Genomic DNA, 12,595 nt, shown 5'->3' with positions numbered 1-12,595 from the left:
ACGGTCACGCCAAGAGCGTGGTCAGGTACGAATAAAAGAGATGAACGCAATTGAACCCCTTTAGAGGTGTCGAGAAGTTGCTACATTCTGTCAAAAGCTACGAAGTATGATACGGAGTGAAGAGTATAGCGGTCACCTATTTATTGGCTATACGGCAGGCGTCATTCAGGGGGCATGACTTTTATTTAGGCTTATATACGGAACTCGAGAACCTGATTATAAATGTTAAGGAAAATACACAATAGAATCAATCTAGAGGTAGAATACCGATGTTATATTCAGGGACGGACTAATCCGTAGTAGTGCTGAAGATTCTGTAATGGAAATGGAGCGAAGGGATTAGGTTATACGGTTGCATTACATTTAACAACTCAAATAAATTGAGGATGAATTTATGGAATGAAACAAAATCAATACCAATAAGCAGAACCATGGTATGGGAAGCTTATAAGAAAGTGCGAGCCAATAAAGGGAGTGCAGGAGTGGACTCGATAAGCATGGAACAGTTCGATGCTAAACGCAGTAAACACTTGTACAAACTTTGGAATCGGATGGCATCGGGGAGTTATTTTCCGCCACCAGTCAAAGAGGTAGAAATACCAAAGAAGGATGGAAGCATCCGTAAATTAGGAATTCCGACTATAAGTGACCGCGTGGGACAAATGGTGGTTAAGATGTATATAGAACCTGGTTTAGAGAAAATATTCAGTTCCAATTCCTATGGGTATAGACCTCACAGAAATGCACATCAAGCATTAACATCTGTTAGAGAAAACTGCTGGAAAACCGATTGGGTAATAGATTTAGACATTAAAAGTTTCTTTGACACTATCGACCACAACAAACTGATGCTAGCAGTAGAAAAGCACATTCCAGAAAACTGGGTAAAGCTTTATATTGCACGATGGTTAGTAAGCCCTGTTTTAACTAAATTAGGAGAAATCATTAAAAACAAAGGAAAAGGAACACCACAAGGAGGCGTTATAAGCCCGCTTCTGGCAAACCTATTTCTACATTATGGTTTTGACAAATGGCTAGAACACACCGACACTACCGTGAAATTTACACGTTATGCCGACGATGTAATTGTACACTGTAGAAGTCAAAAACACGCAGAACATGTGCTAGAGGCAATTCGAAACAGAATGACACAAATAGGATTGGAATTACATCCAAAGAAAACCAAAATCGTGTACTGTAAGGATTATCGAAGACAACAAAATTATTCAGTTATTAAATTTGATTTTTTAGGCTACTCTTTTCAGCCTAGAACATCCAAATCTAAGAAAATTAAAGGATTATTTTTAGGCTTTGATTGTGCCATAAGTATAAGTTCCAAGAAGCGCATTGCTGATAAATTAGGAGAATTGAAAGTACATAGAATGACTTGTAAGAGTATTGTAGGCATTGCGCATCGTTTAAACCCTATTATTAGAGGTTGGATACGCTACTACGGTAAATTTAGAATATCTATGCTACACAAGGTTTTCAAATTACTCAACAATCGTTTAGTGAGGTGGGCAAGAAAACGGTATAAGCGCTATAAAACGAGTATAAAACGTGCCTATAAATGGTTTAACAGAGTGCAGGAACAATTTCCTAACTTATTTTATCATTGGCACATGGGTTTTATCAAGTAATTTAGTACTTTAGATTTGTATAACAAGAGCCGTATGATGCGAGAGTATCACGTACGGTTCTGTGAGAGACTTGAGGTGAAATCCCTCTTGTCTACTCGACCACAAAACCGTTAGCAAACATTTAGAGAATGAAATATATTATTCAATTTTCCATAATAGTCTTTACAATTATAGCGCAAGGTCAAGGTACTTCCGACAAGTGGTATTTTGGAAATGAAGCTGGTCTTGACTTTTCAACTGGTAGTCCGATTGAAATAACTGATAGTCTCATGAACAGTATAGAGTCTTGTGCTTCAGTTTCAGATACTTTTGGTAATTTATTATTTTATACAGATGGTGTAAATGTTTGGGATTCTAATAACAATGTAACTCCAAATGGAACTGGTTTATTTGGTAATGTTTCTACTAGTCAAATATTGATAATACAAAAACCCAAAACCGAAGGCATGTATTACATTTTTTATGCTGATGCTTTTGGCGGACCAAATGGATTAAGATATTCAGAAATGAATATGAATTTAAATAATGGTAATGGAGATATTGTCAATACAACAAAGAATACTTTATTGCATTTAAATGCATCAGAAAAAATGAGTGCAATAAATCATTGTGATGGTTCAGATATTTGGTTAGCAACTTTAAATTTCTCAAATAATAATTTTTACATTTATAAAATATCAGAAACTGGAATTGAGCAACCAATTATAAGTAATAGTGGAAACATTGATGATTCGTGTTGCCATACTATGAAATTTTCTCCAAACGGCTCATTTCTTGCTTACACAAATAATTTTTCTGGCAATGGAGATGATTCTAAGTTGTATAGTTTTAATGCACTAACAGGGATAATTACTTTTCACTCTAATCTTCCTAGAAACATAAACAATTTAGAAAATAATTATGGCTTATCTTTTTCGCCAGACAATTCCAAACTTTATATCTCATCAGGATATAATCTTACTAGTCAAGGAGTCACCAATGTCTTGTATCAGTACGATATGGAAAGTTTAGATATTCCCTCAACAAAAACTATAATTTTTGAAGAACTATTTCCAAATCAAGGTGTCAATCCTACACCATTTGGGAGTTTACAAAATGGTCCTGATGGTAAAATATATCTTGCTCGATGGTCTGCTAACCTTTCTGTAAATTCACTTGGAGTAATTAATAATCCAAATGCTCAAGGCTCTTCTTGTAATTTTCAATTAGAAGGTGTTTCTCTAGGTGGCAAAAGTTCATTATTAGGCCTTCCGAATTTTAATGAAAGCTATTTCAATCAATCTAACCCAATTACTTGTGATGAACTTAGTATTGATGAAAATATAAAAGAAAAACTCAAGATATTTCCTAATCCTTTTACAGTAAACCTGAATGTTGAATTTGTAAATCAAGAGAACGAAATTAATATTAAACTTTATTCTATATTAGGAAAACTAGTATTAGAGGATACCTATTTCAATAAAAAACAACTTCAAATAAATACTTCTAGTTTGAGAGAAGGTGTTTATTTTTTAAAAATATCAACTAAGAATAGATCAAGTACATTAAAAATAGTAAAGAGTTAAACGTTAGCCAACAAAGTACTGTGTTAAAAAACAAGTAAAATGTCATTAATTTTTCACTAACGTATTTTTATATTCTTTATCAAATATTAACCCTGATTTAGCAATAGCAAATGCCTGTTTTAATAACTTATTACAAACCGCTATTAAGGCTAGTTTTTTGCTTTTTCCACTACCACTTTGCCTAATCACAGGAGTTAATCCAGCATAACTGCATAATTCGCTTGCGCTAGAAAAACGTTCAAATCCACCTGTTAAAACGATGAGCATAATAGCTGTTTTTCTACCAATTCCTGGTATCCTTTTTTTATACGAGTAAATAAATCTTTATGCTCCTCTTTTACCAAATGAAATAAACGTACTTCTAAGTTTTCTAGCTCTTTTTCAGTGTGTTTTAAACTACGCTTTAATGATCTTACAACAGCTTTACTTGGTTCTCCCAAAACGGCTTCACCATGTAGTTTGTTTTTTAACATTGTACATTGCTTTGTATACACGGTAAGGGTTATGGTGATTTGAAGACACTCTTGCACTTCTTTGGAGCTACGCTTCCACAACGTTAATTCTACATGTTTCGCATAGTCACAAATTAGTTTAGAGTCACTTTTGTCTGTCTTGATTTTAGACAGCCTCATCTGGATAAAACGCTTAACTGACAATGGATTTTCTACTGATACTTTATGACCATTTTCAAATAAATAATAAGCCAACTGATAATGGTAATAACCTGTAGCCTCCATTACAGAATGACTATTAATATCTAACAGCTTTACATACTTTTTAAAGCCTGAAATACTATTTTTAAACTGGTAATAATTCCCTTCGGAATCTGTAACATCAAATACTAAATGACTGATGTCAAGTCCAAAATATTTTATATCTTTATTCATAACAAAGTGTTTTTTGAAATCAAGGAACGAAGATTCACGATTTCCAATTTATTTAAATATTATAAAATGAGTAAAGGACATACTACGCGAGTTTCAACGACTTAAAATCGAGGTCTAAAAGCCTCACAGAACTGTACGAAATCTGGTTAGAAAAAGAGAGGGGATTTTCAATGTTGACGAGATCTAAAGTCTCTGCGTGTATAATAACCTTATGCCTCTCTTTTGTGCTTTCTATTTTATGTATAAATTTAATGAATTGTAAACTCAAGGTGTATATAGCTCATAGCTAGACAGTTGATTAAACGGAATTAAGGCATATTTGGAAAGTCGCCAAATTTTTAAATTTGACGATTTCCAATAAAAAAGATAAATAGTAAAATTTAAAAATCTGGCTTGTGCTTAATCCGAAAATAATCGCAATTTTACACGCTACGAGCCACAGACAAGACCGTTGTAAAACATTTGACCAAAACAAGAAAATGAACAAATACAAATTAAATTTTTTGACAATTTTACTTCTGATTCCAATGTTAGCGATTGGACAAATTCCGAAAGGATATTTTTTAGACGCAGACGATTCAGCTGAAAAAGGATATAAGTTAAAGCCATTCAAACAAAAAAAAGAAGGAATTTATCATTATGCAATTCTTACGGAATTGCCATTTGAAAATGATTGTGAAACCGGAATTTCGGAAAAAGAACAAATTGATTGTGCGGAAAATAATCTAAAAGAACTGATTAGCGAAAAACTGAATTCTGAAACTGAATTTAAAGGTGACGTGTATGTTTATCTGACTGTAACTGAAAAAGCGGAAATTGTTGATATAAAAGTTAAGTCTTATCCACAATCAGACAAAATTGACAAAAAAATAAAGCAAGCAACGGAACAAATAACAGTTCGAACAGCGAAATATAAAAAGAAAGTGGTTAAGTCTAGATTATGGACAAAATTAGAATTTAAATAAAAAACGTTTTACAACATCGCATAAAAATAATGCGTAGATTAGTGTTTAAACAAAGAACAGTGCACTTTTGCTACTTCTGATTTTCCTACGGAAAATCCTCGCACAGAAAACCGCACTAACCGTTACCTGGTATTAAAAAAAAATCACGAATGCGACAAAAAAAGGACATAAAAGAAGATCTCGTTTTTGACCAATTCAAAGTACAAATTGAAAATAAAGGAATGACAATAGAATCAATTGATACTGCAGAATTGATTCTTATTAAAAAGGGAGATTTGACTTTAGAAGTCAGTTTGGATAACGTAAGAAAAAATTATGCAAGAGATAAAGATAAAACACACATTTCTGATTTAGTCGGAATTTTAGCAGATTATTCTATAGAAATTCCTGAAGATTGGAATTTAGCCAAAAATGACATCTATATTTCTTTACACCCCAATGATTTTGATTGTAAAGAATTTATAAATTTTAAAATCACCAATGAAATTGATAAAGTATATATTCATACTGGAAATGATAAATTTAGTTTAATTTCTAAAAATGACCTTTCGAAATGGAATATTACGGAACTTGATTTAGAAAACCAAGCCAAAAAAAATGCTGACAAATTATTATCTGAATCAGTAATCGAATTTGACATCCTTGAGAATAGAAAACTGGGAATGTTAGAATCAAAATATCCGAATTTAAAAAGTGCTCTATTATTAGCACCTTCAATGGCGGAAAAAGTAAAGACCGATTTTAGTTTTCCTTTCTTTGCTGTTATTCCAGTTCGAGATTTTTGTTATATTTTTTCCGAAAATGATTTTCAATTCTTTGCTTCAAAAATTGGAAAAGTAGTAGTTGACGAATATAAAAAATCAGGTTATCAAGTAACAACAGAAATATTAAAATTTACAGAAAAAGGAATAGAAGCAGTTGGAAAATATCCAGTTGAATAGAAGATTTGAAATAAAAACGGCAGGTAACAAAGTACTGTATTGAAAATACTAGTAAATAGAATCAAATTTTATAGTTTTTAATTATTTACTTTTTTTTGCAATCATAAGTGTGTTGGTACCTGTTACATGTTCTAAGACAGTACAAGTAAAAAGACTGTGATTTTTAAAACAAGTAATCACTTGATATTGTTTGTCTTGCTTGTCTAAGTTTATCCCCAAATTATAAAGGATAGTCCCTTTTGGATTTGTAATTTGAGCTAAGTGATTACTAAAAGCTTCTGTTAAGAATTGGGAAGGCACCTCTTGATCAATAAACAGGTCAACTATAATTACATCGTAGTGAGAGGTACACATGTTTACAAAATCTAAAGCGTCACAATTAAAGATATTGATATTGTCAAAGGAGGATAGATTAAACTCGTTTTTTGCTATAGAAATTACTTTTTCATCAATCTCTAAGACATCCAATGTCCCTTTATAATCAAATTTATTTTTTAAAGAATGCACAATACTTCCGCCACCTAATCCCAAAAGTAAGATAGATTGACTATTTTTAATATCTATTTTAGAAAGACCTGTTTCTAGAATGCGCTGCAAGGTTCCGTAAGAATAGTTTGCATTTTTACTATCTAATACTTTTCGACCGTTTATCCAAGTGACCTCTAATATGCCATTAAAATCGGTGTCTATTTTAGTCGTTTGCGGCCAGATAAAACTCAGTAGTTTTTTCATCATAAATTAAGAGAAACGCATTACAAGGTTAGTCATTTGGTTTGTGCACAAATTTAGTGGTTTTATATATTGTGCTGTCAAATTATTATTATTAAATGATAATTTGTCTTTGAAATATAAGCCTGTACTTTCGGTATTAATAGTATTAATAGAAAATATGTTGCATAAAAAAGCTCCTTTTATCACAGCATAGTGCTGGATAAAAGGAGCTGTAATTATTTATAGAGGTCTTAGTTTTCTGTTGTCACAGGAAATCCGCGGTCTCTTAATAAGGCTTCAATTTTAGCATCTCGTCCTCTAAATTGTCTAAACGCTTCAGCAGGATCCATGCTGTTTCTTGGCGCGAATAAATACTTGACTAATTTGTCAGCAACTTCTTTATCATAAAACCCTCCTGGAGCGTCTTTAAAGGCTTCTGAGGCATCACTAGTTAAAACATCTGCCCACATGTAACCATAATAAGCAGTGGCGTAACCTTCACCAGAAAAAACGTGACCAAAATGCGGCGTTCTGTGACGCATTGGTAATTCTTTTGGCATATTTAATTCGACTAACGTTTCACGTTCAAATTTGTCAATATCAATATTTTTAGGATCAGCGAGGTGTAATTTCATATCCATTAATGCAGACGCTAAATATTCAGTAGTACCAAACCCTTGATTAAAGGTTGAGGCCTTTTTGATTTTAGCCACTAGACTTGCAGGAATTGGTTCGCCTGTTTTATTATGAACTAAAAATTGATTGATGACTTCATCTGTAGATAACCAACGCTCTAATAATTGACTTTGAAATTCTGTATAATCACGAACACCTCCATTTAAAGTAGGATATTTTACATTAGAAGAGAAGAAGTGTAACGCATGTCCAAACTCATGAAAAAAGGTTTGTGCATCATCCCAAGAGATTAATACAGCTTCTCCAGGAGCCGCTTTTACAAAGTTTGAATTGTTTGACGCTAAGACTGTTTTTGGGCCATCAAAAGTAGTATGACTTCTATACGTAGTTGCCCAAGCTCCAGAACGTTTTCCAGGTCTTGCAAATGGATCTAAATACCATAAACCAATATGTTTTCCAGACGCTAAGTCGGTCACGTCCCAAACTTTTACATCTTCATGAAATACGGGTACTTTTCCAGCTTCAACGGGCGTAAATTTATAGTTAAATAAACGACCAGCAGTATAAAATAAGGCTTGTGTTAACTTGTCCAGTTGTAAGTATTGTTTCACCTCGTCGCTATCTAAGTCGTATTTTTTCTGTCTAACTTTTTCTGCATAAAAACGGTAATCCCAAGATTCAATTTCAATTTTATTTCCTGACGCATCAGCGACAGCTTGCATGTCTGCAACTTCTTCTTTGACTCTGGCAATAGCGGCAGGCCAAACGGCTTCCATTAATCCCATAGCATTTTCTGGTGTTTTAGCCATACGGTCTTGTAAACGCCATTCTGCATAATTCTTATACCCTAATAATTCAACACGTTCTCTACGTAGTTTTAAAATATCAGCGATAAGTGTGTTATTATCAAATTCGTCTCCATTATCTCCTCTAGAGTAATAGTTGGTCCAAACTTGCTTACGTAATTCGCGATTTGTACTATACGTTAAAAAAGGATCCATTGAAGATCTCGTGTTGGTGATGGCATATTGCCCTTCTTTACCATTATCTGTAGCTATTTTTGCAGCAGACTTAATAAACCCTTCACTTAAACCATCTAATTGGTCTTTGGTTAAATAGGTGATATAATTTTCTTCATCATGTAATACATTATCTCCAAACTTATTATAAAGTGTGGATAGCTCTTTGTTTATTTCAGCATAACGTTTCTTTTTAGTGGCATCTAATTCGGCACCATTCATTTCAAAACGTTTGTAAATAAGATCAACAACACGTTGTTGATCTACTGGCAAAGGTTTGCTTTGCGACGCATCATAAACAGATTTAATACGTTTAAATAATTTTTCGTTTTGATTAATTTTAGAAGTATAATCAGATAATTTTGGCGCTAGGTTACCTTGTACTTCTCTAAATTCTGGGCTACTCATATTACTACTAAAAATACCGTAGTAAGTAAAGACATTATCTAAACCGCTACCAGCACGTTCCATAGCTTCAATAGTATTTTCAAAAGTAGGTGCTTCTGTATTGTTGGCAATAGCATCTATATCTTCTAGACCTTTTTCCATACCTTCAAGAACAGCAGATTCTATTTGATCAACTTTCATTTTGTCAAAAGCAGGAACACCTCCGTAAGGCCCGGTGTAGTCTTTAAGCAGTATATTATCAGACATTGGTTTTGCGGGTTCTGCAGTTTTGGTGCCTTTTTTGCAACTCGTACTAAATAGCACAATAGTGCAAGTTAGGATAGAATATAATGTGTTTTTTTTCATAAATAAAGAGTGATTTTTTTTCAGCTTAAAAATACTCAAAAGCGAGGAACTATTCAATGATTTTTACGGTTTTAATATAGATGTTTCTTAGCGGCCATTCCGCTTCATCCACGTCAACAGCATTTATTTTGTCAACAATGTCCATTCCTTTTATGACTTCTCCAAAAACAGTATAATCGCCATCTAAGTGGTACGCGTCTTGTTGCGTTATAAAAAACTCATAAGGAGAGGCTAGTTTGTGCGGGTTTTCAATTTCGCCACTAGGCATAGATATAACACCTCTTTTATGTGTATAACCACGATTAGTATCAGTAGGTAAAAGATATTTACCAATTTTACGACGTCTAGAGGTGACTTGTCCATTATCTGTATTTCCACCTTGAATGATAAAGTTTTTGACCACACGATGAAACTGTGTATTATCAAACGCACCTTGTTTGGCTAGAAATATAAAATTAGCACGGTGGAATTTAGTTTTATCATATAGTAAAATATCAATGTCTCCAGAAGAGGTTACAATACGCACTTTGTTTTCTTTGTTTTTAGCTTCATAGCCTAAGAAAAACTCCATGACATTATCCTCTGTTAACCGTGGGAATTCTCGTTTAGGAGTCGTGTCTTTTACTATCGCTTTAGTCTCTATTTTAGAAGTGTTGTTTTTGGTTTTAGACTTGGATTGTTTATCTTCACAGTTAAGACATAAAAAACAAAAACCAACCAATAATAATACGCGCATTTTTAAAATGAATTTTAATGAATTTATCATAGCGTTGCCAAAAATAAAAAATATCCCTTTGCCAGCCGAAGCTTCTCAGCTTAAAATGGTACCATCTTATAGGAAGGAATTAGTTAAGGAACAAGGCGTAAATATTAAAAACGCGAGACAGAGCGCTGTGTTAGCACTGTTTTATCCTGATTTAGAGGCGCAAACTAAACTAATTTTAATTTTACGAAAAACCTATAAGGGCGTGCATTCTGGACAAGTGGGTTTTCCTGGCGGTAAAGTAGAGTTGGAGGATAAAGATTTAATGCATACCGCATTGCGAGAAACGCATGAGGAAGTTGGTGTGCATCCAAAACTAGTGACTGTTTATAAAAAAATGACACAAGTTTATATCCCGCCAAGCAACTTTAACGTGCAGCCTTATATAGGTGCGGCATCACAAACACCTATTTTTACCAAACAGGATGATGAAGTGGAGGATTTATTGGAAGTTTACCTGTCGGATTTATTAGATGATAATAATGTAACGTCTAAAAAAGTTAAGACAAGTTATGATACTGATGTTGAGGTGCCTGCCTTTTATTTGGGTACGCATTTAGTTTGGGGTGCAACAGCAATGATGTTGAGCGAAGTCAAAGACTTGTTAAAAGCTACCCTATAAGTTAAAGGTTTTTCTATATTTGTGAATACTAAATGTAAAATAAAACTATGGGGTTATTTAAAAGAAATCCTTTTGGACATATACTTTTTGTAAAAAAATGGCTGATTAGAATACTTGGTGTTTTATCACATAGGCGTTTTAGAGGCTTTAACGAATTACAGATTGAAGGTTCTGATGTTATAAGAGATTTACCAGATACTAACGTCCTATTTATCTCCAATCACCAAACCTATTTTGCGGATGTTATTTCAATGTTTCATGTGTTTAATGCGGCATTAAGTGATCGTCAAGACTCTATTAAAAACGTCGGGTATTTATGGAATCCCAAATTAAATTTTTATTACGTTGCCGCTAAAGAAACCATGAAATCTGGTTTATTACCTAAAATATTTGCTTACACAGGCTCTATTAGTATAGAACGTACATGGCGTAGTGAAGGTAAAGATGTGAATAGACAGGTTAAAATGTCTGATATTTCTGCCATAAAAAAAGCATTAGATGATGGATGGGTCGTTACCTTTCCGCAAGGAACAACCACACCATTTAAACCAATCCGTAAAGGAACAGCGCATATTATAAAACGCTATAAGCCAATAGTCGTGCCTATAGTAATTGATGGTTTTAGACGTAGTTTTGATAAAAAAGGATTACGTATTAAAAAGAAAAACGTCTACCAGTCTTTCGAAATCAAGGAACCTTTAAAAATCGATTACGAAAATGACTCTATCGCAGATATCGTAGAACAAATAGAATATGCTATCGAGCAACACCCATCGTTCTTAAAAGTAATCCCTCAAAAAGAGTTACTAGCACAAGAAGAACTGAATAAAAAACGAGAGTGGTTAGGTGATATTTAATCACATTACCTATTATTAAGGTTTAGATATATCCAATAAAAAAGCATCAAAATAAAATTTTATTTTGATGCTTTTTTAGTTTTATTAAGGTCTCATCTTTAGACTTCAATCTTTTTTAACTCTTTATAGTTTCTGTTTAAACGCTTTAATAAAATACCATATATTAAACTATAAAATCCAAATATAATGGCCATAACTATTATCGTTAATACTGTCACTATACCTATAAATTTGGATAATTCCATGGTGGACATAGCTGTAACATTAAAATCTGTGTTTTTAGTTTTTAATGATAAATAAGTATAATATGGCGCAGATACTACAATCATAAATAAATTATAAACCACGTAGTATTTAATAATTTTACGCGTTTTTAAAATATTAGTCATTAACTGCTTTGTACTGTCAACGACAGATATTGTTTTGTAAGACTTATATAATAAATATATAAAAATAACGATAACAAGATAGGATAGGAGTAATAGTGTTTTTTGCATAATACCATCCCCAAAAGTCTCAGTAAAATGCTTATGATAATTGTCCGACATCAAAAAAGGTGTAAAATTACACAATAATATAAATACTAATTCGGCAATACTTATATAAAATAACGTCTTCACAATGTTAGACGATTTTTTAAATAACATGGGATATATTTGGGAAGCTGATTTTTTTTCAAATCGATCATCGCTTTTAACCCAATCTTTTTTTAATAATTCTAATTCATCCATAGGTTAAGGATTTAAAATGGTTCTCAGTTTGTTTTTCACTCGGTTCATCTTCACTCTAGCATTAACTTCTGTAATACCCATTGTTTCGCTTATTTCTTTATAATTTTTGTCCTCAAGATATAGAAAGACTAGGGCTTTTTCTATATCATTTAATTGGTGGACTGCAGCGTATAATAATTTTAATTGTTCTTCTTCTGTGCTATCGTATTCTTCAGCACTAATTTTAAATTGTACAGTGTCAAATTGTTGCGTATTGATCGTGCGCTTAGACTTTCTGTAAAGTGTAATAGCCGTATTTAAGCCCACACGATACATCCAAGTACTAAATTTACTGTCCCCTCTAAACTTCGGGAAAGCCTTCCATAATTGGATGGTTATTTCCTGAAATAAATCGTTGTGCGCATCATAATTATTGGTGTAAAGTCTACAAACTTTATGTACAATATTTTGATGCTGTTCAAGCAATTCAACAAAATTTTGTTCTAATGGTTTACTCAATGGTTAT

At 32.9% G+C, this 12,595-nt stretch carries 11 protein-coding genes and 1 pseudogene; 6 read left to right on the top strand and 6 right to left on the bottom strand.

Annotation, left to right across the window (positions count from 1 at the left end):
- Positions 1-386 precede the first annotated feature (386 nt).
- Both ltrA and H0I26_RS17195 read left to right on the top strand, forming a co-directional pair.
- Positions 387-1,640 carry a group II intron reverse transcriptase/maturase gene (ltrA, locus tag H0I26_RS17200; RefSeq protein WP_218700155.1) on the top strand — a complete coding sequence of 418 codons (1,254 nt, stop codon included), beginning with the start codon at positions 387-389 and terminating at the stop codon, positions 1,638-1,640.
- A gap of 128 nt (positions 1,641-1,768) precedes the next feature.
- Positions 1,769-3,205, top strand: coding sequence for a T9SS type A sorting domain-containing protein (locus H0I26_RS17195; RefSeq protein WP_218700154.1), 1,437 nt, complete (start codon positions 1,769-1,771; stop codon positions 3,203-3,205).
- Positions 3,206-3,250: 45 nt separating this feature from the next.
- Here H0I26_RS17195 and H0I26_RS17190 read toward each other — a convergent pair.
- A pseudogene (locus H0I26_RS17190) lies at positions 3,251-4,092 on the bottom strand (IS110 family transposase).
- A gap of 479 nt (positions 4,093-4,571) precedes the next feature.
- Between H0I26_RS17190 and H0I26_RS17185 the strand changes: the two are divergent.
- Together H0I26_RS17185 and H0I26_RS17180 are read left to right on the top strand one after the other, a co-directional pair.
- Positions 4,572-5,057: a hypothetical protein gene (locus H0I26_RS17185; RefSeq protein WP_218700153.1), complete on the top strand. Its 486-nt coding sequence runs from the start codon at positions 4,572-4,574 to the stop codon at positions 5,055-5,057.
- A 149-nt stretch (positions 5,058-5,206) separates the two neighbouring features.
- Positions 5,207-5,998: a hypothetical protein gene (locus H0I26_RS17180; protein WP_218700152.1), complete on the top strand. Its 792-nt coding sequence runs from the start codon at positions 5,207-5,209 to the stop codon at positions 5,996-5,998.
- 81 nt (positions 5,999-6,079) lie between these two features.
- Here the strand turns inward: H0I26_RS17180 and H0I26_RS17175 are convergent, their stop codons facing one another.
- The 3 genes from H0I26_RS17175 to H0I26_RS17165 all read right to left on the bottom strand — a co-directional run bounded on the left by H0I26_RS17175 (position 6,080) and on the right by H0I26_RS17165 (position 9,853).
- On the bottom strand, positions 6,080-6,733 hold the full coding sequence (locus H0I26_RS17175) for a spermidine synthase (protein ID WP_218700151.1): 654 nt from the start codon (positions 6,731-6,733) through the stop codon (positions 6,080-6,082).
- Positions 6,734-6,960: 227 nt separating this feature from the next.
- Positions 6,961-9,117: a M3 family metallopeptidase gene (locus tag H0I26_RS17170; RefSeq protein WP_218700150.1), complete on the bottom strand. Its 2,157-nt coding sequence runs from the start codon at positions 9,115-9,117 to the stop codon at positions 6,961-6,963.
- A 49-nt stretch (positions 9,118-9,166) separates the two neighbouring features.
- Positions 9,167-9,853, bottom strand: coding sequence for a peptidylprolyl isomerase (locus H0I26_RS17165; RefSeq protein ID WP_218700149.1), 687 nt, complete (start codon positions 9,851-9,853; stop codon positions 9,167-9,169).
- 7 nt (positions 9,854-9,860) lie between these two features.
- Here H0I26_RS17165 and H0I26_RS17160 point away from each other — a divergent pair, with 7 nt between their 5' ends.
- Together H0I26_RS17160 and H0I26_RS17155 are read left to right on the top strand one after the other, a co-directional pair.
- On the top strand, positions 9,861-10,502 hold the full coding sequence (locus H0I26_RS17160; RefSeq protein ID WP_218700148.1) for an NUDIX hydrolase: 642 nt from the start codon (positions 9,861-9,863) through the stop codon (positions 10,500-10,502).
- Between the two features lie 47 nt (positions 10,503-10,549).
- Positions 10,550-11,359, top strand: coding sequence for a lysophospholipid acyltransferase family protein (locus tag H0I26_RS17155; RefSeq protein WP_101019736.1), 810 nt, complete (start codon positions 10,550-10,552; stop codon positions 11,357-11,359).
- 98 nt (positions 11,360-11,457) lie between these two features.
- On the opposite strand, the gene H0I26_RS17150 is transcribed toward H0I26_RS17155, so the two are convergent.
- Positions 11,458-12,090, bottom strand: coding sequence for a hypothetical protein (locus H0I26_RS17150; RefSeq protein ID WP_218700147.1), 633 nt, complete (start codon positions 12,088-12,090; stop codon positions 11,458-11,460).
- Positions 12,091-12,093: 3 nt separating this feature from the next.
- The gene (locus H0I26_RS17145; RefSeq protein ID WP_136583865.1) at positions 12,094-12,588 is read right to left on the bottom strand and encodes an RNA polymerase sigma factor; all 495 of its coding nucleotides are present in this window, start codon (positions 12,586-12,588) and stop codon (positions 12,094-12,096) included.
- Between the last annotated feature and the right edge of the window lie 7 nt (positions 12,589-12,595).

Source organism: Olleya sp. HaHaR_3_96 (assembly GCF_019278545.1).
In the GTDB taxonomy this organism is placed as follows: Bacteria; Bacteroidota; Bacteroidia; order Flavobacteriales; family Flavobacteriaceae; genus Olleya.
This window is presented reverse-complemented; position numbering and strand designations above follow the sequence as displayed.

What these genes read in the sequence shown, in the direction of transcription:
- H0I26_RS17180 (WP_218700152.1), top strand. Translation starts at nt 5,207, where the DNA reads ATGCGACAAAAAAAGGACATAAAAGAAGATCTCGTTTTTGACCAATTC.
- H0I26_RS17195 (WP_218700154.1), top strand. Translation starts at nt 1,769, where the DNA reads ATGAAATATATTATTCAATTTTCCATAATAGTCTTTACAATTATAGCG.
- H0I26_RS17185 (WP_218700153.1), top strand. Translation starts at nt 4,572, where the DNA reads ATGAACAAATACAAATTAAATTTTTTGACAATTTTACTTCTGATTCCA.
- H0I26_RS17160 (WP_218700148.1), top strand. Translation starts at nt 9,861, where the DNA reads ATGAATTTTAATGAATTTATCATAGCGTTGCCAAAAATAAAAAATATC.
- H0I26_RS17150 (WP_218700147.1), bottom strand. Translation starts at nt 12,090, where the DNA reads ATGGATGAATTAGAATTATTAAAAAAAGATTGGGTTAAAAGCGATGAT.
- H0I26_RS17170 (WP_218700150.1), bottom strand. Translation starts at nt 9,117, where the DNA reads ATGAAAAAAAACACATTATATTCTATCCTAACTTGCACTATTGTGCTA.
- H0I26_RS17155 (WP_101019736.1), top strand. Translation starts at nt 10,550, where the DNA reads ATGGGGTTATTTAAAAGAAATCCTTTTGGACATATACTTTTTGTAAAA.
- ltrA (WP_218700155.1), top strand. Translation starts at nt 387, where the DNA reads ATGAATTTATGGAATGAAACAAAATCAATACCAATAAGCAGAACCATG.
- H0I26_RS17175 (WP_218700151.1), bottom strand. Translation starts at nt 6,733, where the DNA reads ATGATGAAAAAACTACTGAGTTTTATCTGGCCGCAAACGACTAAAATA.
- H0I26_RS17165 (WP_218700149.1), bottom strand. Translation starts at nt 9,853, where the DNA reads ATGCGCGTATTATTATTGGTTGGTTTTTGTTTTTTATGTCTTAACTGT.